General features: G+C 59.0%; 23 protein-coding genes and 1 pseudogene. 17 read left to right on the top strand and 7 right to left on the bottom strand.

What is annotated here, in order from left to right; genetic code table 11:
• Positions 1 to 35 precede the first annotated feature (35 nt).
• Positions 36 to 1,463, top strand: coding sequence for a nucleobase:cation symporter-2 family protein (locus ACR0JG_RS15875; RefSeq protein ID WP_480570961.1), 1,428 nt, complete (start codon positions 36 to 38; stop codon positions 1,461 to 1,463).
• Between the two features lie 39 nt (positions 1,464 to 1,502).
• Here the strand turns inward: ACR0JG_RS15875 and ACR0JG_RS15870 are convergent, their stop codons facing one another.
• The 3 genes from ACR0JG_RS15870 to ACR0JG_RS15860 form a co-directional block, all read right to left on the bottom strand.
• Positions 1,503 to 2,492 carry a type I glyceraldehyde-3-phosphate dehydrogenase gene (locus tag ACR0JG_RS15870; RefSeq protein WP_480570958.1) on the bottom strand — a complete coding sequence of 330 codons (990 nt, stop codon included), beginning with the start codon at positions 2,490 to 2,492 and terminating at the stop codon, positions 1,503 to 1,505.
• 54 nt (positions 2,493 to 2,546) lie between these two features.
• The gene (locus tag ACR0JG_RS15865) at positions 2,547 to 2,870 is read right to left on the bottom strand and encodes a hypothetical protein (protein WP_170397457.1); all 324 of its coding nucleotides are present in this window, start codon (positions 2,868 to 2,870) and stop codon (positions 2,547 to 2,549) included.
• Positions 2,871 to 2,972: 102 nt separating this feature from the next.
• Positions 2,973 to 3,806 (bottom strand): bifunctional allantoicase/(S)-ureidoglycine aminohydrolase, encoded by an 834-nt coding sequence (locus ACR0JG_RS15860; protein WP_480570955.1) that lies wholly within the window; start codon positions 3,804 to 3,806, stop codon positions 2,973 to 2,975.
• Between the two features lie 176 nt (positions 3,807 to 3,982).
• Here ACR0JG_RS15860 and ACR0JG_RS15855 point away from each other — a divergent pair, with 176 nt between their 5' ends.
• The 5 genes from ACR0JG_RS15855 (at position 3,983) to ACR0JG_RS15835 (ending at position 8,254) form a co-directional block, all read left to right on the top strand.
• Positions 3,983 to 4,339, top strand: a complete 357-nt coding sequence (locus tag ACR0JG_RS15855; protein ID WP_170404458.1) for a hypothetical protein — start codon at positions 3,983 to 3,985, stop codon at positions 4,337 to 4,339.
• Positions 4,340 to 4,561: 222 nt separating this feature from the next.
• A complete protein-coding gene (locus ACR0JG_RS15850) occupies positions 4,562 to 5,797 on the top strand; it encodes an acyl-CoA dehydrogenase family protein (RefSeq protein ID WP_170404455.1) in 1,236 nt (411 codons plus the stop codon).
• 15 nt (positions 5,798 to 5,812) lie between these two features.
• Positions 5,813 to 6,613: a thioesterase family protein gene (locus tag ACR0JG_RS15845; RefSeq protein ID WP_480570951.1), complete on the top strand. Its 801-nt coding sequence runs from the start codon at positions 5,813 to 5,815 to the stop codon at positions 6,611 to 6,613.
• 70 nt (positions 6,614 to 6,683) lie between these two features.
• A complete protein-coding gene (locus tag ACR0JG_RS15840; RefSeq protein WP_480570948.1) occupies positions 6,684 to 7,331 on the top strand; it encodes a DUF1007 family protein in 648 nt (215 codons plus the stop codon).
• Positions 7,316 to 8,254 (top strand): nickel/cobalt transporter, encoded by a 939-nt coding sequence (locus ACR0JG_RS15835; protein WP_480570945.1) that lies wholly within the window; start codon positions 7,316 to 7,318, stop codon positions 8,252 to 8,254. The genes ACR0JG_RS15840 and ACR0JG_RS15835 overlap by 16 nt, the downstream gene beginning before the upstream one ends.
• A 2-nt stretch (positions 8,255 to 8,256) precedes the next feature.
• Here the strand turns inward: ACR0JG_RS15835 and truA are convergent, their stop codons facing one another.
• Complete coding sequence (gene truA / locus ACR0JG_RS15830) at positions 8,257 to 9,024, bottom strand: tRNA pseudouridine(38-40) synthase TruA (protein WP_480570942.1); 768 nt, start codon at positions 9,022 to 9,024, stop codon at positions 8,257 to 8,259.
• A gap of 107 nt (positions 9,025 to 9,131) precedes the next feature.
• Between truA and ACR0JG_RS15825 the strand changes: the two genes are divergently transcribed.
• The 11 genes and pseudogenes from ACR0JG_RS15825 to ACR0JG_RS15775 all read left to right on the top strand — a co-directional run bounded on the left by ACR0JG_RS15825 (position 9,132) and on the right by ACR0JG_RS15775 (position 20,829).
• A complete protein-coding gene (locus ACR0JG_RS15825) occupies positions 9,132 to 10,547 on the top strand; it encodes a YcjX family GTP-binding protein (RefSeq protein WP_480570939.1) in 1,416 nt (471 codons plus the stop codon).
• The gene (locus ACR0JG_RS15820; RefSeq protein WP_480570936.1) at positions 10,544 to 10,999 is read left to right on the top strand and encodes an N-acetyltransferase family protein; all 456 of its coding nucleotides are present in this window, start codon (positions 10,544 to 10,546) and stop codon (positions 10,997 to 10,999) included. Before ACR0JG_RS15825 ends, ACR0JG_RS15820 begins: the two co-directional genes overlap by 4 nt.
• Positions 10,992 to 11,981 carry a YcjF family protein gene (locus tag ACR0JG_RS15815; RefSeq protein WP_223117666.1) on the top strand — a complete coding sequence of 330 codons (990 nt, stop codon included), beginning with the start codon at positions 10,992 to 10,994 and terminating at the stop codon, positions 11,979 to 11,981. Before ACR0JG_RS15820 ends, ACR0JG_RS15815 begins: the two co-directional genes overlap by 8 nt.
• Positions 11,982 to 12,035: 54 nt before the next feature.
• Positions 12,036 to 12,746, top strand: a complete 711-nt coding sequence (locus tag ACR0JG_RS15810) for a VIT1/CCC1 transporter family protein (RefSeq protein WP_480570933.1) — start codon at positions 12,036 to 12,038, stop codon at positions 12,744 to 12,746.
• Between the two features lie 86 nt (positions 12,747 to 12,832).
• Positions 12,833 to 13,033, top strand: coding sequence for an NAD-dependent epimerase/dehydratase family protein (locus ACR0JG_RS15805; protein WP_170663888.1), 201 nt, complete (start codon positions 12,833 to 12,835; stop codon positions 13,031 to 13,033).
• Positions 13,030 to 13,326, top strand: coding sequence for a DoxX-like family protein (locus ACR0JG_RS15800; protein ID WP_480570930.1), 297 nt, complete (start codon positions 13,030 to 13,032; stop codon positions 13,324 to 13,326). Before ACR0JG_RS15805 ends, ACR0JG_RS15800 begins: the two co-directional genes overlap by 4 nt.
• Positions 13,326 to 13,805 (top strand): annotated as a pseudogene (locus ACR0JG_RS15795) (DUF2269 family protein). Before ACR0JG_RS15800 ends, ACR0JG_RS15795 begins: the two are co-directional and overlap by 1 nt.
• A 101-nt stretch (positions 13,806 to 13,906) precedes the next feature.
• Complete coding sequence (locus ACR0JG_RS15790) at positions 13,907 to 16,615, top strand: DUF2339 domain-containing protein (RefSeq protein ID WP_480570927.1); 2,709 nt, start codon at positions 13,907 to 13,909, stop codon at positions 16,613 to 16,615.
• 164 nt (positions 16,616 to 16,779) lie between these two features.
• Positions 16,780 to 19,689, top strand: a complete 2,910-nt coding sequence (gene ileS / locus ACR0JG_RS15785) for an isoleucine--tRNA ligase (protein WP_170511423.1) — start codon at positions 16,780 to 16,782, stop codon at positions 19,687 to 19,689.
• A 137-nt stretch (positions 19,690 to 19,826) separates the two neighbouring features.
• Entirely contained in the window at positions 19,827 to 20,285 is a 459-nt protein-coding gene (locus ACR0JG_RS15780; RefSeq protein ID WP_170397424.1) for a methylated-DNA--[protein]-cysteine S-methyltransferase, read from the top strand.
• A 76-nt stretch (positions 20,286 to 20,361) separates the two neighbouring features.
• Positions 20,362 to 20,829 (top strand): hypothetical protein, encoded by a 468-nt coding sequence (locus ACR0JG_RS15775; RefSeq protein ID WP_170397423.1) that lies wholly within the window; start codon positions 20,362 to 20,364, stop codon positions 20,827 to 20,829.
• Here the strand turns inward: ACR0JG_RS15775 and ACR0JG_RS15770 are convergent.
• From ACR0JG_RS15770 to ACR0JG_RS15760, 3 genes are read right to left on the bottom strand one after another with little or no spacing between them, the layout of a single operon-like run.
• Positions 20,814 to 21,527 carry a CDP-alcohol phosphatidyltransferase family protein gene (locus ACR0JG_RS15770; protein WP_170397421.1) on the bottom strand — a complete coding sequence of 238 codons (714 nt, stop codon included), beginning with the start codon at positions 21,525 to 21,527 and terminating at the stop codon, positions 20,814 to 20,816. The two genes, ACR0JG_RS15775 and ACR0JG_RS15770, sit on opposite strands and share 16 nt — an antisense overlap.
• 54 nt (positions 21,528 to 21,581) lie before the next feature.
• Positions 21,582 to 22,502 (bottom strand): tyrosine recombinase XerC, encoded by a 921-nt coding sequence (locus tag ACR0JG_RS15765; RefSeq protein ID WP_480570924.1) that lies wholly within the window; start codon positions 22,500 to 22,502, stop codon positions 21,582 to 21,584.
• Positions 22,499 to 23,206 carry a DUF484 family protein gene (locus ACR0JG_RS15760; RefSeq protein WP_170397417.1) on the bottom strand — a complete coding sequence of 236 codons (708 nt, stop codon included), beginning with the start codon at positions 23,204 to 23,206 and terminating at the stop codon, positions 22,499 to 22,501. Before ACR0JG_RS15760 ends, ACR0JG_RS15765 begins: the two co-directional genes overlap by 4 nt.
• Positions 23,207 to 23,373: the final 167 nt, after the last annotated feature.

The raw sequence follows: 23,373 nt of genomic DNA, 5'->3' as shown, positions 1-23,373 counted from the left end.
GAACCCCATTGGATCTTAGGGAGGACATTGAGATCATGGCTGAAACTTCGATAGGGACGCCTGAACAGCTTCGGGACCCAAACTACACCCCCGCCTTGCACAAGGCGATACCGCTGGGCATTCAGCACGTTTTGGCGATGTTCGTCTCGAACGTAACACCGGCCATCATCGTGGCGGGCGCAGCCGGGTTCGGATTCGGATCGAACTCTCCAGATTTTCCCGAACTGCTGTATTTGATTCAGATGTCGATGCTGTTCGCTGGGCTGGCGACCCTGCTGCAGACTATCACGATTGGCCCGGTCGGAGCGGCTCTGCCGATTGTACAAGGAACGAGCTTTGCGTTTTTGCCCATCATGATCCCTCTGGTCGCCGGAAAAGGCGTGGATGCCTTAGGGGCGCTGTTTTGCGGTGTCCTGGTTGGCGGCTTGTTTCATGCCTTTCTTGGCCTCTTCATAGGCAAGATACGGTTTGCGCTTCCGCCGCTGGTCACCGGACTTGTCGTAACAATGATCGGTTTGGCGCTGGTCAAGGTCGGTATTCAATACGCCGCTGGTGGTGTGCCTGCGATTGGCACCCCGGAATACGGATCGCTGCTTAACTGGTCGGCAGCTTTGGTTGTGGTTGTTGTGACGCTTGGCCTCAAGTTCTTTGCACGCGGTATGCTGTCGGTGTCTGCCGTACTGGTTGGTTTGGCCATCGGCTACGTCTATGCCCTGATGGTCGGGATGGTGACGTTCGAGGCCATTGGCACAAGTTGGTCACGCGCCTCGGCATTTGCTCTGCCGGTGCCTTTCAAATATGGCCTTGAGTTCTCGCTGGCTGCTGTGATCGGGTTCTGTCTGATGTCCTTCGTCTCGGCCATCGAGACCGTCGGAGACGTATCGGGTATCACCAAAGGTGGTGCAGGTCGCGAAGCAACTGACAAGGAGATCGCTGGTGCCACCTATGCAGATGGTTTCGGTACCGCCGTTGCCGGCATGTTCGGCGGTTTTCCCAATACTTCGTTCAGCCAGAATGTGGGCTTGATTGCGATGACCGGCGTGATGAGCCGTCATGTGGTGACCTGTGGTGCAATCTTCCTGATCCTGTGTGGCCTCGTGCCAAAGGTCGGAGCGATCATCCGCACCGTACCCATCGAAGTGCTGGGCGGTGGCGTGATCGTCATGTTCGGCATGGTGGTTGCAGCTGGTATCTCAATGCTGTCGGACGTGGATTGGAACCGCCGCAACATGGTGATTTTCGCGATTTCACTGTCGATCGGTCTGGGGTTGCAGCTGGAACCCGGCGCAGTTCAGCACCTGCCTGATACACTTCGTATCCTGATGACCAGCGGCCTGCTGCCCGCAGCGCTGATCGCCATTGTACTGAATTTGGTCCTGCCAGAAGAATTGGCCGAAGAATCGACTGAAGAGGTTTCAGGGGGTATGGCCGGTCACGGGGCGGGTAGCCTACCTCACGATTGAAGTCTTGAAGTAATCCGCAGCGTGCTTCAGCGCTGCGGATCACCCTGCTTTCGCCATCAGGCGTGCGACATCCAGCATGCGGGCTGAAAACCCCCATTCATTGTCGTACCAGCCAAAGACCCTGATCTGCCTCTCTCCAACCATGCGCGTCTCGGGCCCCGCCACCACCAGTGACTCAGGGCGGGACCGCAGATCAGATGACACCAAGGGCAGATCGGTCCATCCCAGCACGGCAGAAGCTGCGACCGCGTCGCGAAACGCTTGTTCGAATTGATCTGGGCTCATGCCACGTTCGAGCGTGGCGACAAGATCAACGGCAGATACGCTGGCCGTCGGAACACGCACCGCGGCCCCCGACACACGACCGGCCAGGTCTGGCAAGACGATATCAATCAAATGCGTCGCGCTCGAGGTCGTGGGCACCATCGACAATGCCCCGGCGCGCGATCGGGCTAGATCCCCGCGTGGCGCATCGACCATCGGCTGGCTGTTTGTATAGCAGTGGATGGTGGTCATGTGCCCGGACACAAGCCCGCCGATTTCATCAATCAGCTTGACGAGCGGTGCCAGACCATTGGTGGTGCAGGATGCATTTGAAACGATCCGTGCGCTGCCCAATTGATCTTCGTTTGCCCCCAGCACCAGTGTGACTTCGGCAGCGGGTGAAGGGCCGGAAATCAACACTTTATCCGCCCCAGCAGTCAAGCCCCGGCTGGCCACGTCGGATGTTCGCGCGATGCCGGTGCAATCGAGCATGACATCGACGCCGGACAGATCGACCTGTGCCAAATCGGCGCTGTGAGACATCAGAATAACGCGGCCATCGATATTCAGTGCTTCACCTTCGGTCGTGACCGAACCCTGATAGGGGCCAAACGTGCTGTCATATTTGAACAGGTATGCGCATGTTTCCAGCGGTGCGATATCGTTGATAAGCACCAGTTCTACATCCGAATGCTGCGGCAGGCTTAAGACCTGACGCAGAATGGTGCGGCCGATACGGCCGAATCCGTTGATCGCGAGTTTCATGCGCAAGCTATGGCAGGCAGATCAGGCGATCTCAATCAAAGTATTGTACCAATTTCAGTTGCAGCTGACCTGCGAAAAGAACTGGCCCGAAATGTTCTGATACATGCTGGAATAGATCGCCTTGCAGCCAGTCGCCTTCTGTATCGCGGCCATTGCCTGGATGGTGCGAAGACGTGGCGGCGGGCCAAAGGGGTTCAGATTGTTATTATCCCGCGTCGCCCGATAAACCACAGGCGCGTCCGAGACCTGCGTCACCGCCCATGTGCGGCTCATGACGAAAACGGATTTGGTTTCTTCCTTGGCTGCGACCGGGGCGGCGTTGAACGCCGAAAGGCCAAGAGTGGCAACCAGTGCAATCATCGTACCGCGCAGTAACATCGAACAATCTCCAGTGCTGAAAACTCATTTGATTTCATCAGATTCCAGCGATTCTGTGAACCCCTTTACCAGAACTTGACCCGGTAAAGCCCCGATCGTCAGCTACCTAGACGGTACAGACAACGGCATGTGCCTATTCACATCCTTGTACAACAGATAGCGAAACCGTCCCGGTCCGCCTGCGTAACAGGCCTGCGGGCAGAAAGCGCGCAGCCACATGTAGTCGCCGGCCTCAACCTCGACCCAGTCCTGATTGAGACGATAAACGGCCTTGCCCTCAAGCACATAAAGGCCGTGTTCCATCACATGGGTTTCGGCAAAGGGAATCACGCCACCAGGTTCGAAATTGACGATGTTGACATGCATGTCGTGACGCAGGTCCTGCGGATCGGTGAAACGGGTGGTAGACCAGCGGCCTTCGGTGCCGGGCATTTCGTTGGGTACCACGTCGCGTTCATTGGTGATGATCGGGTCAGGGGCGGGCAGGCCGGGCACTGCATCATAAGCCTTGCGCACCCAATGGAACCGGGCAACTGAATCGCCATGGTTGTGCAGCGTCCAGTCGCTGCCCGGGGGGATATAGGCATATCCACCGATCTCAAGAACATGATCCGCTTCGTTCAGGGTCAGCGTAACGCTGCCCTCGACCACGAAGATCACCCCTTGCGCATTTGGGTCGGTTTCAGGCGTATCGCTGCCACCGCCGGGCTGCACCTCCATTATGTATTGCGAGAATGTCTCGGCAAAACCACTCAAAGGCCGGGATAAGACCCAAAGACGTGTATTCTCCCAGAAAGGCAGAAAGCTGGTGACGATGTCGCGCATCGTGCCCTTGGGGATTACCGCATAGGCATCGGTGAACATGGCACGGTCGGTCAACAGTTGCTCTTGCCCCGGATGTCCGCCTATCGGTGCATAATATTTAGGATGTGTCATCAAATGCCTCTGCTTCGTCTGGGCACAATATGAGGCGATCTCACGGGCGGACCTAGCGCCCGCCTTGCGAAAGGTTTGTTCGGGATAATTTGAAGGTGGCCAAGTGGGGCTTGGCCGCACACGCATAGAGGTATATCTATGGACGTGAAAGTCATTCAAATCGGCGAGGCCCTTTGATGAAAGCCTTTGTTTACACAGCGCTGGTTGCTGCACTTTTTCTGGGGGTGGGTGGAATAGCACAGGCTAAACCACTTTCCCGAATCATCGCGGAAATGGGGTTGAGCCCCGCTGACTTTGAGGTGTTGAACGACACCTCAAACGCGTTGCTGTCGACGGGCACTCCATCCGTGGGGCAGGAGAGGGCTTGGCTCAATCAGGACACCGGCTCGAAGGGGACAATCCGCGTGCAAAGCGTTCAGGGCAATTGTGTGATACTTCAGCACTTTGTGCAGCCTGAAGGTGCTGCACAGGCCCGCGATATCAGAACGCGCCGCTGCAAGACCGCTGATGGGAACTGGATCCTGACACCTTAAAGGCCGTTGCCTTGGCCAGCACCCGAACTAGCACAGCTGCACCCTTGTGATTTGCTCCAGCTAATTTTACCGCAGGCCCCCTGCTGGGCATCGCATTGATGCTGGACCGGGCTCAATTTGCGTGAATGACGTACCGTCACTTAGCTGGACACGCTCATGGCCACTAAGCCATCCTCGGACCAAAGCCAAAGACCCGCATTGCGCCACAGGGAAGGAATAGACATGACCATGACTTTCGGATTGCGTGAGGAAAACCGCGCCCTGTTACAGCGGGTGAGAGATATGATTCACGACGAGGTCATGCCGCTTGAAGATGAGTATCAGGCAGAAATCAATAAAGGCGATCGTTGGAAATATACCGAGCGACAGGCCGAGATTCTCGAGGGGCTGAAAGCCAAGGCCAAGGCGGCGGGGCTTTGGAACTTCTGGCTGACAGACAGCGACAAAGGTTTTGGCCTCAGTACAGTTGAATACGCCTATTTCGCCGAGGAGATGGGCAAGACGCCCTTGGGGGCCGAAGTTTTCAACTGCTCCGCGCCCGATACAGGGAATATGGAGGTGTTTGAACGCTACGGGTCAGGCGCGATGAAAGAGCAGTGGCTGAAGCCTTTGCTCGACGGGCAGATTCGCTCGGCTTATCTGATGACCGAACCCGATGTGGCCTCATCGGATGCCACCAACATTTCGATGTCCTGCGTGAGGGACGGGGCCGAATATGTTCTGAACGGCGAGAAATGGTGGTCGTCTGGGGCGGGCGATCCGCGTTGCAAGGTCTATATCGTGATGGTCAAAACCGGCGGGGACGATCTGCCAAAGCACCAGCGCCAGTCGATGATCGTGGTCCCAGCAGACGCGCCGGGTATTGAGGTATTGCGCCCGATGGAGGTCTATGGCCACGACGATGCGCCCCATGGTCACATGCACATCCGTTTCACAGAAGTTCGGGTCCCGGCCGAAAACATTCTACTGGGCGAAGGGCGCGGGTTCGAGATCGCGCAGGGGCGCTTGGGGCCGGGCCGTATTCACCATTGCATGCGCGCGATTGGTCAGGCCGAGTCTGCGCTGGAGCAGATGTGCAAGCGTTCACTACAGCGCCAGGCGTTTGGGAAGAAACTGGCGCAGCTGGGGGCAAACTACGACATCATCGCCGAATGTCGGATGGAGATCGAAATGGCCCGTTTGCTGTGCCTCAAGGCCGCCTGGTACATGGATCAGGGCGATGCACGGGCGGCGGCCCCATGGATCAGCCAGATCAAGGTCGTTGCCCCCAAGGTCGCGCTGAAGGTGATCGATGAGGCCGTGCAAATGTTCGGCGCACAGGGGATCAGTCAGGATACGCCCTTGGCAAATGCATGGACCCATGTGCGCACCCTGCGTCTGGCGGATGGGCCGGACGCAGTGCATCGCCGTCAGGTCGCTCGCGTCGAGTTGAAGAAATACACGCAGGAAAAAGTCTGAGGCGACAGAACCACAATGACATCGGATGTGTTGGGGCAGGCGTATTTCCACCAAAATGCGCAGGGTGTGTTTGTCGGAAATGACCCCGCGCGCGGGCCTTGGTCGGCCGATCATTGCCATGCTGGGCCAGTCAGCGGATTGATCGTGCGGGCGGCAGAAACCGAAGTCGGCCCTGAGAAGATGTTGACTCGGTTGACCGTCGATCTGCTGCGTCCATTGCCTCTGGCTGGTTTGCGAGTCGCGGCAGAGACGACACGCCATACCAAGACGCTGGCGACCACACGGGTCACCGTACATGATCTGGACGACACGCTTTGCGCCACCGCCACAACCATGCATATGGTGCGCAAAGACCTTGGGGCCGTGCCTAATGTCAAACTGCCCGCGCCCAGGGTCGAAGATATGGTCGATGGCCCGTTCCCGATCGGTGAGATGCGCCATCAGTTGCCCGGTTTTGCCCATCACTCCCAGATCGGCTATCCCGCTGATGGCAACCAAGGGGCGGGTCCGAAAACCGTCTGGATGCGCACACCTGCCTTGCTGGAAGGAGAGGACCCATCGCCGATCCAAGCGCTCTGCCCGCTTGCAGATTGCGGCAATGGCATATCGTGGAACGCGCCCACATCTGAGATGGGTTTCATGAATACTGACCTAACGGTGCAAATCCACCGCGAGCCTGTCTCGGATTGGCTGGCATCTGACTCGATCTCGCACTGGCAGCGCTCGGGGATCGGCATGTCGCAGTCGGTTCTTTTCGATACGCAGGGGCCGGTCGGCACGGCGCTGCAGACATTGGTCCTGTTTCCGCCGGGATAAAGCGGCAGGTTTATGCATGATTGCGTTCAATCGGATTGCCGTATGGCATTGCGCGCCCTATCTTCGCCGTATGCGCTGGCTTGCCTTCTCATTGACCTGCCTTCTGCCGATACCGGCTCTAGCCCATCCCCATGTCTTTATCGACACGGGGCTGGAGTTCATGGTCGATGACGCAGGCAACCTGACCCATGTGCGTGTGACCTGGGCCTATGATGAGTTCTATTCATTGCTGGTTCTCGAAGACATGCGACTGGATCAGGACGCGGATGGCGTCCTGACCGAGGCCGAAGAGCAGTTTCTAAGCGGTTTCGACGCGCAGTGGGTCGAAGGCTACAATGGCGATCTGGTCATCCGCATGGGCGAAACCGTGATCCCGCTCTCTGGCCCACTTGAGCCGCAGGCTACGACCGAGGATGCGCGCATCGTAACCACACATCTGCGCGCAATCGAGGGAGACCCCGTTCCCGCGGATGCGCTGTCGATCAAAGCCTTTGATGAGAGCTTTTATACCGCATACGAAGTGACCCGCCCGGTTCTGGTTTCAGGCCCCACGACCTGTGATATCGAACGGAGCGATCCGGATATCGACAACGAACTGGCCCAAATGCAGGCTTTTTTGCTGACGCTGAACGCCGAATATGACCTTGAAGAAAACGATATCCCTCTGGTCGGTGAGAAGTTCGCAACCGAGATTCGGCTTTCATGTCCAAATACCTGATCGTTCCCGTTGCCATCGCCTGCGGGGTGCTGCTGTGGTTCTGGGGCAGCGGTGGTTTTGACCATCTTGCCGCCTGGGCCGCCGGTGAACAGCGCGAATTCCAGAACCAGATCGCCCGCGCCCTGCGCGCAGCAAGCGCCGAGCAGCCCGAAGCTGTGACAACGCTACTGACGGTCTGTTTTGCATATGGGTTTTTTCATGCCATCGGACCGGGCCATGGCAAGGTTCTGATCGGAGGATACGGGCTGGGCCGTCGCGTCGCATTTTGGCGGTTGTCTGCAATCAGTGTCCTGTCGAGCCTAGGGCAGGCCGTGACTGCGGTTGTGCTGGTTTATGCGGGCGTGCTGGTATTCCAGATGTCGCGCGAGTCGCTTGTCGGCACGACCGAACAGGTCATGGCACCGATCAGCTACGGCGCAATTGCCGCAATTGGCCTGTGGCTGGTTTTCCGCGCCATCCGCAGTTTTGCCCGGCGTCACAAAAATCAGGCGTCTCAAACCCACGACCACCATCACCATGCGCATGATCATGACCACCATCATCACGACCACGAAGTTTGCGCTGACTGCGGCCACCGCCACGGCCCGACTGCCGATGAGGTCGCTCAGGTCGGCAGCCTGCGTGAGGCGTTGATCCTGATCGCTGGCATAGCCGCGCGCCCCTGTACCGGCGCGTTGTTTGTGCTGATCCTGACATGGCAGATGGGTATCGCAATGGTCGGCATCGCGGGCGCATTCGCCATGGCTCTGGGCACTGCAACCGTCACCACTTTGGTCGGTTGGACATCCTTTGGGTTGCGTGGCGGGTTGCTGGCCTCAGCCTCGGCTACGCGCTTTGCATCGGTACTGGCCCCGACCATCGAGCTGGTGGCGGGTCTTATCATCGCCGTGATTGCAAGCGGGTTGCTACTGCGGGCCTTGTAGACTTAGTCGAAAACCGGCTCTGGATACCCGACCCTTGCCAGATACAATCCCTGCGGCGGGCACACCGGGCCACAGGCCGCTCGGTCAACCGCCTCAAGCGAATCGCGAACGTCCTCAGGCGTCCATGCCCCAGCCCCCACACGCTCCAACGTGCCAACGAAGCTACGTACCTGATTGTGCAGGAACGACCGGGCGCGGACGTGGAAATGGATTTCGGGGCCTGAAAAGCCCTGCACCTGTTCCACCCGCAACTCATCCAGTGTTTTGACCGGGCTGGCGGCCTGACAGATGGAAGACCGGAACGTGGTGAAGTCATGCCGTCCGATCAGCATATCCGCCCCGGCCTGCATCGCCGCGACGTCCAGAGAATGATTGATCTGCCAGACCTGCCCCTTGTCATGGGTTGCGGGTGCGCGGCGCATCAGGATGCGGAACAGATATTGCCGCTCAAGCGCCGAGAACCGCGCGTGCCAGTCATCATCTACCCGTGCGGCTTTCACGATGGCGACAGGCTGCGGCTTGAGGTGATAATTTAACGCCTCGGACAGGCGGAACGGGTCCCAGTCCTTAACCAGATCGCAATGCGCCACTTGCCCCAGCGCGTGAACCCCCGCATCGGTACGACCGGCGGCGGCGATTGTGTGGTCTCCGGGTTCGATCCGCGAAAGCGCTAATTCGATCGCGCCCTGAACCGAAGGCAGCTCCTTTTGCCGCTGCCATCCGGCAAACGGTTCCCCTTGGTATTCGACTTGCAGCGCGTATCTGGGCATAGGGCGCTGGTATCGCGCCTTGGTCGGACGGGCAAGGGGGCGAAAGCTCTGGCAAGTGCCGCAACCGCTACCTATCTTGGGCAAAACGATAATTGCGGGGCGACAGCTTGGTCATCTCATCTTTGGCAGACAGTCTGGTGCGCGGCGTCGAATCCGTGGGTGACCGTGTGTCCGAGACATTCTTCGAGCCGGTCATCCGGCTGGGCGTCACGGGATTGGCGCGGTCGGGCAAGACGGTGTTCATCACATCACTGGTCGCCAACCTGCTGGATCGGGGCCGCATGACCGGTCTTGTGGCGCAGCAAGAGGGGCGTGTCACCGCCAGCTATCTGCAGCCGCAACCCGACGACACCGTGCCCCGGTTCGATTTCGAATCCCATCTGTCCGCGCTGACCGGACCAGCGCCGCACTGGCCGGACAGCACGCGTGCTGTTTCCGAGTTACGCCTGTCCTTCAAAGTCCAGCCCGCAGGTCTGCTTTCGGGATTGCAGGGCCCTCGAACATTGCATCTGGACATTGTGGACTATCCGGGTGAGTGGCTGCTGGATCTGGCCCTACTGGACAAATCCTATGAAGATTGGTCGCGGGACACGCTGGAACACATATCCAATCGCCCACAAGCAGGGGCATTTCTGGCAAAGGTTCAGGCGACCGACCCAACCGCGCCACATGATGAGCCGCAGGCGCAGGACCTCGCCCGCAGCTTCACCGATTACCTTAATGCCGCGCGTGATGCCGGTTTCTATGACTGCACTCCCGGTCGGTTTCTTCTGCCGGGCGATCTGGACGGGTCTCCTGTGCTGACATTCGCGCCGCTCCCGATGTCGGGGTCGTCAATTCGGCGTTCACTACACCGCGAGATGGAGCGGCGGTACGAGGCGTACAAATCGCGTGTGGTCAAACCTTTCTTTCGCGACCACTTTGCCCGGATCGACCGGCAGATCGTTCTGGTAGATGCGTTGGGGGCAATCCATAAAGGCCCGCAAGCGGTCGAGAATATGCGCCGCGCGATGGCAGATATCCTGTCGGCCTTCCGCCCCGGTCGCAACGCATGGCTCAACAGGCTGCTGCTTGGCAAGCGGGTCGAGCGTATCCTGTTTGCGGCCACCAAAGCGGACCATCTGCACCATCTGCAGCACCCAAGCCTGACCGCGATCATTGAGGCCCTGACCCGTGAGGCCCGCGACCGCGCCAGCTTTGCCGGGGCTGAAACTGCGGCCTTATCGTTGGCTTCACTTCGGACAACGACGGAAGAGATGCGCAGCCATAACGGCGTAGAACTGCCATGCGTGCGCGGCACTCTGCTGGATAGCGGTAAGCAGGCGGCCTTTTACCCCGGTGATTTGCCAGAGGACCCTGCCCATCTGCTGGGCCCCGCGCGCAATGGGGCCGAGGGATGGCTGGGCGAGGACTATGGCAATATGGCCTTTGCACCCGCACATTTGACCCTGAATCCCGGTGACGGTCCGCCACATATTCGGCTGGACCGGGCTGCGCAGTTTCTGATCGGAGACCGGCTGTGAACGTGATCCTTCGTCCTGCTCGCAGTACCGATGCCGGAACCACAGGCGCTATTCTGCATGGGTTCGCCCGCGAAAACGACTGGATGCCTGAGCTGCATTCTGAGGCCGAGACCATCGCGTTTTGCGGCAGGATGATTGATCTCGGCTGGGTCACGGTGGCCGAAAAGCAGGGGCAGGTGGCCGGATTTCTGGCGTTGAATGGGGACGAAGTGCAGTCGCTCTATCTGGCGAGCTCGGCGCGCGGGCAGGGGATCGGGCAGCGATTGCTGGATCGTGCCAAAGCGCAGCGTCCCACGCTCAACTTGTATGCGTTTCAGGCCAATCCTTCCGCATGCCGGTTCTATGAGCGCAACGGCTTTGTCGAGGTCGCACGCGGCGATGGGTCCGAAAATGACGAAAACCTGCCCGACATCAGATATGTCTGGACGCGCGAGGAGTTGGTCGATGGCTAAAGGCCCCGTTTTGATTGATCTGGAAGACGACGCCTCGGCAGTTGATGTCTCGACCGCGCCTCCTGTTCCGGACATCGCGCCTCCGCAGGGGCAAGCGATGCAGGCAGCGGTACGGTTCGCAGCGCGGAAACCTTCGGTTTTGGCGCGTTGGTTCTGGGGGTTGGCATTAGCCGTTGTGGGGGCGGTGGTCTCGGTCGCCGCATGGGATTTTGCCATCTCTCTGCTGGAACGCGCACCAATTCTGGGTTGGATCGTCACCGGTCTGATCGCAGCGCTTTTGCTGGTCGTCCTGATCATTGCACTGCGCGAGTTGGCCGCAATCAGCCGTCTGTCTCGTGTCGACGGGCTGCGGCGCGCGGCGGACACAGCTTTATCAGACGAGGACTTGTCGCAAGCCCGCGCTGTAACCACGCGGCTGGTTGCGTTCTATAAGGGACGCGATGAAACACGCTGGGGTCGCGACCGTTTGACCGAACGCATGGGAGAGCAATTCGATGCGGCAACCCTGCTGAGCTTGGCCGAAGACGAATTGCTGGCCCCGCTGGACGCTGCTGCCAGCCGCGAGGTCGAGGCCGCAGCCCGGCAGGTTGCCACCGTTACCGCTTTGGTTCCGCTCGCGCTGGCCGATGTCGCGACCGCGCTGGCAAGCTCATTGCGAATGATCCGACGTATTGCCGAAATCTATGGCGGTCGAGCAGGTTTCTTGGGCAGTTGGCGCCTAACCCGCGCCGTATTCGTGCATCTGATTGCAACTGGCGCGGTGGCAGTGGGGGATGATCTTCTGGAGCCGATTTTAGGCGGCTCGGTTCTCAGCAAATTGTCGCGCCGGTTCGGTGAGGGGCTGGTCAACGGCGCGCTCACCGCCCGCGTGGGTGTCGCTGCGATGGAGGTCTGTCGACCTTTGCCTTTCTCGAAACGCCACCAGCCCTCGACCCGTGGTATGATCAAACGCGCGCTCAGCGGGTTGTTCTCCAGGACTTGATCTGGCGCAAGGCCATGCCTGAACCTGTGCTGCATAAACAGGACGGAGCCAGCCATGACCGAACACGGCCACAGCCAGCAAGAGATTTTCGAACGGGTCAATGCGCCTCCGGGTCGTGGGGTTCTGCGCGATGTGGTTTATGGCGGCATCGATGGCTCAGTCACGACATTCGCGATCGTTGCCGGCGTTGCCGGGGCAGGTTTATCGCCTTTTGTCATCGTGGCACTTGGGTTGGCCAACGTGCTGGCGGATGGTTTTTCGATGGCGGCGGGCAACTACTCGGGAACCAAGGCCGAGCTCGATAACATCCACCGTATTCGAGCCATCGAGGAACGGCATATCAAGTTGTATCCGGATGGCGAGCGAAAGGAGGTGCGCGAAATCCTCGCACAAAAAGGCCTTTCAGGCAGCGTTCTGGATGACGCGACGGCTGAAATCACTTCGAACCACGACAATTGGGTCGACCTGATGATCGAGGGCGAATACGGGCTGGGCAGCGTCGACCCGCATCCCCTCAAGGCTGCGATGGCGACGTTCTTTGCCTTTCTGATCGCGGGGATGATTCCGTTGTTGCCGTTCCTCTTATCCGTTGCAAATGCGTTCACAGTATCGGCCTGGATGACTGCGGGCGTGTTCTTTGCCATTGGCGCGATGAAAAGCCGGTGGTCGCTTGCACCCTGGTGGCGATCAGGCGGAGAAACCCTGCTGATCGGGGGTGCGGCGGCAGCTATCGCCTTCTGGGTTGGCTCGTTGTTTCACCCCTGAATGGTGCTGTTGTCGCGGACGGGGTGATCAGGCTGGTCCTCAGAATCTGACCCGCTAGGGTGTTGTAAACCATTGCGAGGCACCTCGTGGCAACGGATCATCCTGAAAAAACTGTTTTGGTGCTAGGCGCTTATGGCTTCATCGGTGCTGCGGTCGTTCGGTCGCTGCATGCGGATGGCGCCTGTGTGAAGCGGCTTGCGCGCAGCCAGAAGACGGCTGAGAGGGTCCTTCCGGATATTGCGCTGATCTCGGGGGATCTACGTGATTTCAAGTCGGCGGCGGATTGACGGGGCTATCGCGGGCAGCCGAGATACTCTCGCGCAATGGTTGGCCCGTTGGGATTGCCAACGCGAGCGTGGTGTTTTGGTCGATGATCAATATCGCGCTGGGGCTGGCAATCTTGTGGCGTCCGTGGGCCGCACGCGCTTGCCTCGCGCAGGCTGCAATCGCCGCTTTCTATCTGATCGCCGCCACGTTGACGGAGCCTGAACTGTGGCTCGACCCTTTGGGGCCGTTGGTCAAGATAGCACCGGCTTTGGTGCTATCACTGATCGCGCGACCCATGTTGGAGAGCCGCTGATGGACCCGGACCTGATCCTGCGTTGGCTGCACGTGATCGGAGCCTGCGTTCTGTTGGGCACTGGCGCGGGGATCGCCTTTTTCATGCTGATGGCGCACCGCGCAGCAGATGCACGGGTGATTGCTAATACGGCGGGAATCGTGGTGCTGGCCGACACAGTTTTTACGGCCACCTCAGTCATTTTCCAGCTGATCACCGGCGTGTTGCTGGCCTGGCAACTGGGCTGGTCGCTGTCGGAGGGTCGGATCGCGATATCACTGCTGCCTTACGTAGTGACCGGCTTGTTCTAGCTGCCGGTGGTTTGGATTCAGATTCGGCTGAGGGATTATGCAAGGCAGGCTGATCGGGATGGTACCTCCTTGCCAAGCTGTTACTACAAACTGTTCCGCAGATGGTTCGCTTACGGTATTCCGGCCTTTGCCGCAGTGCTGGCGATCCCTTGGCTGATGCTGGCACGCCCTCACATCCTGCTTTTCTAGGCCGATTACCTGTGCAGCAGGCGGTATCCATGCGGATTTCCAGACTATAAACCAGCCTGTCTGCACGGTACGTTTGGCGCATCGCATCCCGGAGGTTTCGGTTGGAATCCTTGCTTGTCCTCGTTGGTCTGATCGTTCTGGCCATTCCTGTTTCGATCATCGCTTTGCTGATTGGTCAATCGCGGTTGCGTAAGCGTGTCGAACAGCTTGAGCGGCAATTGGCCAGGCAAATACCGGAAAGCGGCGCCGAAACCTCCAAGACATCAAGGCCGGAGCCGACGACGACGCAAACCAAGCATGATCCCTGGGCCGCGGCGAAAACCTCGTCTGCCACTGACGAAAGCCCATCGGATGCGCCGCAGGCCGTTGAGGCCGCCGATCCTCCTGCCACCATCGTTTTTCGTGAGGAAAAGATCGCCGCGCTGGGCGCGTGGTTGCGTGAGAACTGGTTCTATGCGGTTTCGGCGTTGTCACTGGCGTTGGCAGGGATTTTTCTGGTTCAGTACGGGGTTGAGAACGGGCTGTTGCCACCCACCGCGCGGGTCGCCGCAGCCCTGATCTTTGGCCTTCTGCTGATTGGGTCAGGTGAAGTGATCCGCCGCCGCTTCGGCGATGACGAGGACGCGTCGACCGCTTATCTACCATCGGTCTTCTCGGGCGCGGGTCTGGTGACCTTGTTTGGTGGCGTCCTTGCCGCGCGCCAGCTTTATGATCTGATCGGCCCCGAGGCCGCTCTGGCCGGTCTCGTTATCATCGCTCTGTTTGCGTTGGTCTTGGGATGGTTCCACGGGCCGCTGCTCGCCGCCGTAGGCCTAATCGGAGCCTTTGCCGCGCCCTTTATGGTTGGAGGCGCATCGGACGATCCCAGTTGGCTTTATGGTTATTTCTTTATCATCGCCATTTTGGGTTTGGGTATCGATACCGTCAGGCGTTGGGCATGGATTTCCATTCTGACGCTAGTGGGTGCATACGGGGCGGCGTTTTTGCTGGTGCTGTCTTCCCCCTCCACGGAACCGGGATATCTGACCTGTGTGACAGCACTGGCGCTGATTGCGATGGCGATACCCGTGCGCAGTATCTGGCCCGACCACACCGGCCCGATGATTGCCGAGGTCATCCGGCGACGGAAAGGGGATCCATGGCCCGAGTTTCCAACCCGAATTGCCTTTGGTGCGGTTCTCACCAGTTCCATCATCCTGTCGCTGCATTGGTCGGATTCAAGCGGTGAGTTTTGGCTGGGCGTTGCACTGTTTACCGCTTTGATACTGGCGCTGATCCTTTGGACAAAAGCTGCGCGTGCGTTGCAGGATGTGACGGCGCTGCCTGCGTTGGGTCTGATCTGGTTTGTTCTGCTGCACGGGTTGGACGGTGGCTCCGTGTGGCGCGGCTTTGCCGACACATACGTGGAAACGGCCGAGGCCGATTATCCTTGGGTAGTCACGCTATTGGTTGCCCTCGGGGCCTTGATCAGCGTGCTCGCTGCGTGGCGGTCCTTCCACGCCGGGCGCTACGCTGTGGTCTGGGCCGGGGGTGCAGCCCTATATGCTCCGACGCTGGCGATCGCGCTTGAAGTCGGATGGCAGCCTGCAAACGTGATCGGAGCTTATGCGTGGGCCTTACACGCAATCGCAATAGGCGCGATGATGGTGGTTTTGGCCGAACGGTTTGCGCGGGCCGATGGTGAGAAACGGATGCGGCCTGCACTGGCAACTCTGTCTGCGCTATCGTGCCTTAGCTTTGCCTGCATCATCGTACTCAGCTCTGCCGCATTGACCGTAGCACTTGTCGCCATGATTGTTGTGGCCGTGGCGCTGGACCGGCGATTTGTTTTGGCTCCGATGAGTTGGTTCATTTGGGCGGGTGTGTTCACGGTGACCGTACGGCTGGTGCTCGACCCGGGGCTCGATTGGGCCGAAACCGCGCCGTTGATCGAAATGACCTTGGTCTATGCGGTGGCGGTTGCCGGGTTCATAATGGGGTGGGCGTTGCTAAGGTCCTTGGACCGCCCGATTGCCTCATTGCTGCTTGAAAGCGCGGCCTGGGCAACGGCGGGAATACTGCTATCGCTCTTGTTGCTGCGCTGGCTGGAAAGCTTCGGAGAAGGCGGCGCGACAGACAGCCATTGGGGGCTGGGGCTGCTGGCGGTGATCTGGCTGCTGCTGGCTTTTGCACAAATACAGCGGTTCGAGCTTGGCGGTAAGCTGAACTACGCGCGTTACGCGCTCGCGGCGTTCTTTGCGGCACACGGCATGATGCGTCTGGTTCAGGCTTTGTCTGAGGCTAACCCGTTGCTCGACCCATTTGCCGATCCCGTGTTCGGCCCGCCGGTGCTGAACACGTTGGCGGTGGCCTATCTGTTGCCTGCGCTGGCCATCGGCTTTTCGGCTTGGCGCGTCGTGACGCAGCCCGTGCTACTGAAGCAGATCAGTTATGGGGTCGCCGGTGCCCTGATCGCTTTTTGGCTGGGGCTTACAATCCGTCATGTCTGGCAGGGGGCGGGTGGCATGTATGAAGGCAACGGCGTCACCCAGCCCGAGCTTTATTCATACACCATCACCTTGTTGGTGGTCGGCGCAGGGTTGTTCTACCAGTCGCTGGCCCGCCGGTCCGATTTGATGCGCAAGGCCGGTTTGGCCGTGATTGGCCTCGCGGTGGCCAAGGTGTTTCTGATCGATATTGCCGGATTGGGCGGGCTGATCCGGGTGTTTTCGCTGTTGGCGCTCGGTCTCGCACTGGCGGGTCTTGCATGGCTCAATCGCTGGGCCAAGCTGCGCCATTCGTCGCAAGACCCGGAACCTCTGGACCATTGAGAGCAGGCGTCCTATAAGCGCGGCCATGTTTGACCGGCTGGCCATCATTTTTCGAATTATATCCCCGGCGCTCTGATATCGCGAGACGCCGGGCAAAGGTGCTTGAGTTATCGCACTGACCGCTTCGATCCATACACCACCAGAACATCCTGAGGACGCCCCAAATGTGCGCCGAAACACCTGACTACAAAGACACGCTGAACCTGCCGAAAACCGAATTCCCCATGCGTGCAGGCCTGCCCAAGCGCGAGCCAGCATGGCTGGACCGCTGGGAAAAGATCGGCGTCTATGACCGCCTGCGCGAGAAAGAGGGTCGCAAACCTTTTACCCTGCATGACGGCCCTCCTTACGCGAACGGCCATCTGCATATCGGCCACGCGCTGAACAAGACCATCAAGGACATGATTGTTCGGTCCCATCAGATGATGGGCTACGATTCACGCTATGTGCCCGGCTGGGACTGCCACGGCCTGCCCATCGAATGGAAGATCGAGGAACAGTACCGCAAGAAGGGCAAGAACAAGGACGAGGTGAACATCGTTGACTTCCGTCAGGAATGCCGCAAGTTCGCCGAAGGCTGGATCGACATCCAACGTGAAGAGTTCAAGCGTCTGGGCATCACTGGCAATTGGCCCGATCCCTACATCACCATGGATTATCACGCCGAGGCTGTGATCGCGGACGAGTTCATGAAATTCCTGATGAACGGTACGCTTTATCAGGGCTCGAAACCCGTGATGTGGTCCCCCATCGAGAAGACCGCGCTGGCCGAGGCCGAGGTCGAGTATCACGACAAGGAAAGCTTCACCATCTGGGTGAAGTTCAAGGTTGTGAACACCGGCGATGTGACGCTGGACAACGCTTATGTGGTGATCTGGACGACGACCCCTTGGACGATGCCCTCGAATAAGGCCGTGGTCTATGGCGAGGATATCTCCTACGGCCTCTACGAAGTCATCGGCCGCCCCGAGGAGTGCTGGGCGCGGATCGGTGAGCGCTATCTACTGGCCGATGACCGCGCGGCGGATGTGTTTGCCCGCGCGCGTCTGGACGATACGATGTACCGCCGCCTGTGTGATGTCACGCAGGAGGATCTTGCCAAGATCCAACTGGCACACCCGCTGGCCGGGGCCGAAGATGGCAATGGCGAATGGGACGACATCCGCGATTTCCGCGCCGCTGAGTTTGTGACCGACACCGAAGGCACCGGCTTTGTCCACTGCGCGCCGTCGCACGGGATGGAGGAATTCGAGCTTTACCGTGATCTGGGGATGTTGGAACAGGTCATCACTTACAACGTGATGGATGATGGCAGCTTCCGCGCCGATCTACCGTTCTTTGGCGGTAAATACATCCTGTCCCGTAAGGGCGGTGAAGGCGATGCGAACAAGGCCGTCATCGACAAGTTGGCCGAGGTTGGCGGGCTGCTGGCGCGTGGCAAAATCAAGCACAGCTATCCGCATTCGTGGCGCTCGAAGGCGCCGATCATCTACCGGAACACGCCGCAGTGGTTTGCCTCGGTCGACCGCAAGCTGGAGGACGGCATGGGCGAGATGGGCGATTCCATCCGTGAACGTGCCCTGCGCTCGATTGATGAACTGGTGAAATGGACGCCGCAGACCGGCCGCAACCGTCTGTATTCCATGATCGAAGCACGCCCGGACTGGGTCCTGTCGCGCCAACGCGCCTGGGGCGTGCCGCTGACCTGCTTCACCAAGAAGGGGGCATTGCCGACCGACGCGGACTACCTGCTGCGCAATGACGAACTCAATGCGCGTATCAAGGCGGCGTTTGAGAAGGATGGCGCAGACGTCTGGTACACGGACGGGTTCAAGGAGAAGATCCTCGACGGTATCGCGAACCCCGACGACTACGATCAGGTGTTCGACGTGCTGGATGTGTGGTTCGACTCTGGCTCGACCCACGCCTTTGTGCTGCGTGATCGTGAGGACGGGACCGCGGACGGCATCGCTGACGTCTATATGGAAGGCACCGACCAGCACCGCGGGTGGTTCCATTCGTCGATGCTGCAGGCTTGCGGCACCAAGGGGCGTGCACCATACCGCAACGTAGTGACCCACGGATTTACGCTGGATTCCAAGGGCAACAAGATGTCCAAATCGCTGGGCAACACCATCGTGCCGGAAGAGGTCGTTAAACAATACGGCGCCGATATCCTGCGCCTGTGGGTGGCTCAGACCGACTACACCGCCGACCAGCGGATCGGACCGGAGATCCTGAAAGGCACAGCCGACAGCTATCGCCGCCTGCGCAATACCATGCGGTTCATGCTGGGCTCGCTGGCGGACTTCACCGAAGCGGATCGGGTTGCGCCTGAAGATATGCCGCGCCTGGAGCGCTGGGTGTTAAGCCGACTGGCCGATCTGGATGAGCAGGTGCGCAAAGGTTATGCAGCATTTGACTTCCAGGGTGTATTCAGCGCCGTATTCACATTCGCCACGGTTGACCTGTCATCGTTCTATTTCGATGTCCGTAAAGACGCGCTTTATTGCGACGGTGACAGCCTACGCCGCCGTGCCGCGCGGACTGTGCTGGATATCCTATTCCACCGTCTGACCACATGGCTGGCCCCAGTTCTGGTCTTCACTATGGAAGAGGTCTGGCTGGAACGGTTCCCGGCCGATGATAGTTCGGTCCATTTAATGGATTTCCCTGAAACGCCCGCTGATTGGCGCCATGAAGAACTGGAGGCCAGCATGGCCAAAGTCCGCCGCGTTCGCCGCGCCGTGACCGCTGCGCTGGAAATTCAACGTCAGGACAAGGTGATCGGATCCAGCCTTGAGGCCGCACCGATCGTGCATGTCGAAGATCAGGAAACCCGCGATCTGCTTGCGACTTTCGACGTGGATGACATGTGCATCACTTCTGGTCTGGCCGTCACAGGCGATCCGGCTCCGGCCGAGGCGTTCCGTGTGCCAGAAATCGAGGGCGTAGCTGTAGTGTTCGAAAAAGCCCAAGGTGACAAATGCCAGCGCTGCTGGAAAATCCTTCCTGATGTTGGGCTGCACGCCCATCCGGGCGTATGCGGGCGCTGTAACGAGGCGCTGAGCTGACATTCGAACGGAGCGCGAGAGAGAGATCGCTGATGCGAGGCTCTGCCTCGCGCTCCGAGGTATTTTTGGCCAGATGAAGAGGCGGATCGTCAGGATTCGGGTTGCAGGTGAGGTGAAACATCTGCAACCGTTCTCTTATGCCGATGATCGCCGTAGAAACTCAGTTTGGTTGCCTTGGTGTCGAAGAGACCAGCGGCGCCATCACGCGTCTTGTCTGGAATGGCCGTGACGAAGGTCTAGCCACCCCGGTTCTGCGAGAAGCGGCGGCGCAGTTGCGTGCCTATGACGAAGGGCGTTTGCAGCAGTTCGAACTGCCCTACCGGATCAAGGGATCGGAATTTCAGCGTCAGGTGTGCGATGCAATGTATGCTATCCCATTTGGTGATACGCGCACCTATGGCGAGTTGGCTAACGACCTTGGCTACTCGGCGCAGGCGGTTGGGCGCGGATGCGGGGGAAATCCCATCCCCATCATTATTCCCTGTCACCGGGTTCTGGGTGCAGATGGGAAGATGGTTGGGTTTTCAGGCCACGGCGGTGTTGAGACCAAAGTGGCTCTGCTGCGTCACGAAGGTGCTGCCAGCCTGTTGATCTGATCGGTACTTATCTGTTGCAATCGGAGCGGCACGGCCCCAACCTATATCGAATAGTGAATTTGAAGGACCGAATTGAATGACCGGCCAGACAGACCCCGCCGCACGCAAGAAAGCCATCATCGATCATCTGATGTCTTTGGAAGAACAGGAACTGGCAACCGCACAGGCACATTATGATGCCTTCCTTAAGGACTCGCAGTTGGATGACCGAGAAGGGCATGACAAGGACGACATCGCTGCCTCGCGCGAGAATGCAGATCTGGCGGCCGCCTTTGATGCGCCTGTTCATGCGCATCACGCCAAGATTGACGTGATCGAGAACACCGATTTTGGCCTCACGGATACGGTGCAGCCCGGCGCCGTAATCAAGTTCAACAATCGCCGCTTCGTCGTATGTGTCTCAACGACTCGGTTTGAGGTGGACGGCAAAACCTACATGGGCATTTCGACCCAAAGCCCAATCTATCTGGCTATGGTTGGCCTGCAAGAGGGTGACGTGTTCACCCATAACGGGACTGAGTTCGAGGTTCAGGAAGTCTTGTAATCCCGGGCCTTGCGCGGCGGAATGATCTGCTGCGCAATACCGGCCGAGACCAAATACAAGCTGGTGATCACCAGCCCCCAATGGGCCCAGCTTTCGGGGTGAAAGTCGACCCAGGCGGCCCAGCCTGCAAAGAATGTCCACGCAAAAGCCATAGGCAATGACAGGGTGCGCCAACGCTCGGTCCGGACTGGGTGAATGAATTTCAGCGGCAGGAACATTGCGACAGACAGCAAGGTGACCAGCAGCAGGATGACCCAGAAGTTGGGCTCCAGGGCGAAGATCACAATGACGAACATGTTCCAGCAACCTGGAAAGCCAGAGAAGGAATTATCCTTGGTTTTCATACGTGTATCCGCAAAGTACATCGCACTTGCAAAGGTGATGACGATGATTGCGAACCAGCCGGTCCAACCGTCCATCAGACCCGATTTGAACAGGGCAAAGGCAGGGATGAAAACATAGGTCAAATAGTCGATGATCAGGTCCAGCAAGACTCCGTCAAACTCGGGTGCGTTCTTCTTAACGTGATAGTGCCGCGCCAGCGGGCCATCGATGCCATCGACGATGAACGAAACAACGAGCCAGAGATACATCAGGCTCCATTTCTCTTCGACTGCTGCCAACATGGCGAGCATTGCGAAAACGGCACCTGTGGCGGTGAAGAGATGAACGGAAAGCGCTTTAAATCTGAGTGTCATGGTGGTGTCATGACGGAAGCAAGGCGCAGATGCAAAGCAAAAAGGGTCTTTGCTTCAGGCTTTTGGGTGCGTGCGGTTATAGACTTCCATCAACCGGGCCGTATCGACTGCGGTATAGGTCTGCGTGGTTGAAAGCGAGGCGTGACCCAAAAGCTCTTGGATCGCGCGCAGGTCGCCGCCCGCAGACAGCAGATGGGTGGCAAAGCTGTGGCGCATCGCGTGCGGGGTGGCTGTTGCGGGAAGGCCAAGTTGCATCCGTGCCTTGGCGACCACAGCCTGAATGATTCCGGGGTTGAGCGGGCCGCCCCTGACACCTCGGAACAACGCCTTATCAGGGGATTGCGGATGTGGGCAGAGGTGAAGATAGCGATCCACCGAAGCCCGAGCGGCAGGCAAGACCGGTACGATTCTTTCCTTATCGCCCTTACCCGATATGCGCAGCGTTTCTGGCAGAGGAGCGTCCACACCGGTCAAAGACAACGCCTCGGAAATCCGCAACCCGCACCCGTAGAGGAGCGTCACAACTGCAACATCCCGTGCAGCGACCCAGTCCGATGAGGATTGTAGCTCGACCGTGTCGATCATTGCGCGCGCGGCATCTTCGGCCAGAGGTCGGGGCAGTTTCTTGGTAAATTTGGGCGCTCGGGTGGACAGCACCGCAGTAGGTTCGAACCCTTCGCGTTCGGCCAACCAGCGATAGAAGGTTTTGACGGCAGAAAGCTTGCGCGCCAGAGATCGCGCGCCGACATCAGAATTGCGCTGCTCTGCCATCCAGGCCCGCATGTCAGAAACGCCGATGCGTTCCAGCGCGGCCAGCCCTTGGCGCTCGCTGTGATGCAAGGTCATGAAGGACAGGAATTCTGTCACGTCGCCGCGATAGGCGTTGAGCGTATTTTCAGACCGCCCCGCCAGCGCCCCCAGACTGTCCAGCCAATGCTGCAGAGCATCGCGGCAGGCTGGGGAAATCAGGCTCACGACAGCCAGTGGCGCATAGAGCGTTCGAACACGCCGGCAAAGAAGGCAAGAAGATCAGTGCCAAGCTGAGGTGAGAAATGCCTCGGGTCGCGCGCGCCCATGACAATCATGCCGGGTAGGCGGCCAGTGCCAAGATCGAGTTTCAGGCAGGCCTCGGATCGTAGCTGATCGGCTTGTTTACCGTAAACTTGCGGATTGGGATGGCGGATTTCGCGCAAGGTAACCTCGCGCGGCTGACCGTTGCGGTCAGCGGTCAGATAGCTATCGATAAAGCCGGGCTCAGCCACAGTCAGCACGCCGCCGAGCTGGTTCACCACCGGATCATCACGTACGACGGTTGTTTCGAGGACCAGAGTGATGTGATCGACACGCAGGATTTCGGCCACGTCATTGCCTAGCGCGCGCAGGAAATCCTCGAACACGGTGGGCTCCAACAGGCGAAGAATGGCGCGATGCACCTGATTTGTGCCCGCCAAGTTCTCATACGCCGCCGCGATGACTGAGCGATGAGTGTCCTCAAGTCGGTCAAGACGCGCCTCAAGCCGCTGCATGGCGATACCGCGCAGGTCGATAACGTTGTCACCACGCGCCTGCTCATTTGCAGCCACCAAGGCCTGCATCAGGTCTTTGTCATCCAGCACAGCGTCAGGCTCAGCCAGAATTGCGGCGCGGAGATTGTCCTTGAGTTTAGGATCGCTGCTCATGTCCCGTCCGGTCGTTTTTTTTGTTTGCCGGGCTTATAACATGGGTTGCTGGATTTGCCTTGGGAAAAATGCACGCGAAAGGCGAATTTCATCGCTGCTGTGGCGGGCGCTCCCGCCTGCCCGGCGCTGATCAAAGATCAGCTTTTGCCGTTGGGCCGGGCGCGGTG

The organism is Ruegeria sp. AD5 (assembly GCF_056542345.1).
Note: the sequence above shows the minus strand (reverse complement) of the source record. Positions and strands in the feature narration are given on the sequence as shown.

Excerpts from the sequence above, each read along its gene's own strand:
- ACR0JG_RS15875 (WP_480570961.1), top strand. The coding sequence starts at position 36 with ATGGCTGAAACTTCGATAGGGACGCCTGAACAGCTTCGGGACCCAAAC.
- ACR0JG_RS15870 (WP_480570958.1), bottom strand. The coding sequence starts at position 2,492 with ATGAAACTCGCGATCAACGGATTCGGCCGTATCGGCCGCACCATTCTG.
- ACR0JG_RS15865 (WP_170397457.1), bottom strand. The coding sequence starts at position 2,870 with ATGTTACTGCGCGGTACGATGATTGCACTGGTTGCCACTCTTGGCCTT.
- ACR0JG_RS15860 (WP_480570955.1), bottom strand. The coding sequence starts at position 3,806 with ATGACACATCCTAAATATTATGCACCGATAGGCGGACATCCGGGGCAA.
- ACR0JG_RS15855 (WP_170404458.1), top strand. The coding sequence starts at position 3,983 with ATGAAAGCCTTTGTTTACACAGCGCTGGTTGCTGCACTTTTTCTGGGG.
- ACR0JG_RS15850 (WP_170404455.1), top strand. The coding sequence starts at position 4,562 with ATGACCATGACTTTCGGATTGCGTGAGGAAAACCGCGCCCTGTTACAG.
- ACR0JG_RS15845 (WP_480570951.1), top strand. The coding sequence starts at position 5,813 with ATGACATCGGATGTGTTGGGGCAGGCGTATTTCCACCAAAATGCGCAG.
- ACR0JG_RS15840 (WP_480570948.1), top strand. The coding sequence starts at position 6,684 with ATGCGCTGGCTTGCCTTCTCATTGACCTGCCTTCTGCCGATACCGGCT.
- ACR0JG_RS15835 (WP_480570945.1), top strand. The coding sequence starts at position 7,316 with ATGTCCAAATACCTGATCGTTCCCGTTGCCATCGCCTGCGGGGTGCTG.
- truA (WP_480570942.1), bottom strand. The coding sequence starts at position 9,024 with ATGCCCAGATACGCGCTGCAAGTCGAATACCAAGGGGAACCGTTTGCC.
- ACR0JG_RS15815 (WP_223117666.1), top strand. The coding sequence starts at position 10,992 with ATGGCTAAAGGCCCCGTTTTGATTGATCTGGAAGACGACGCCTCGGCA.
- ACR0JG_RS15810 (WP_480570933.1), top strand. The coding sequence starts at position 12,036 with ATGACCGAACACGGCCACAGCCAGCAAGAGATTTTCGAACGGGTCAAT.
- ileS (WP_170511423.1), top strand. The coding sequence starts at position 16,780 with ATGTGCGCCGAAACACCTGACTACAAAGACACGCTGAACCTGCCGAAA.
- ACR0JG_RS15780 (WP_170397424.1), top strand. The coding sequence starts at position 19,827 with ATGCCGATGATCGCCGTAGAAACTCAGTTTGGTTGCCTTGGTGTCGAA.
- ACR0JG_RS15775 (WP_170397423.1), top strand. The coding sequence starts at position 20,362 with ATGACCGGCCAGACAGACCCCGCCGCACGCAAGAAAGCCATCATCGAT.
- ACR0JG_RS15770 (WP_170397421.1), bottom strand. The coding sequence starts at position 21,527 with ATGACACTCAGATTTAAAGCGCTTTCCGTTCATCTCTTCACCGCCACA.
- ACR0JG_RS15760 (WP_170397417.1), bottom strand. The coding sequence starts at position 23,206 with ATGAGCAGCGATCCTAAACTCAAGGACAATCTCCGCGCCGCAATTCTG.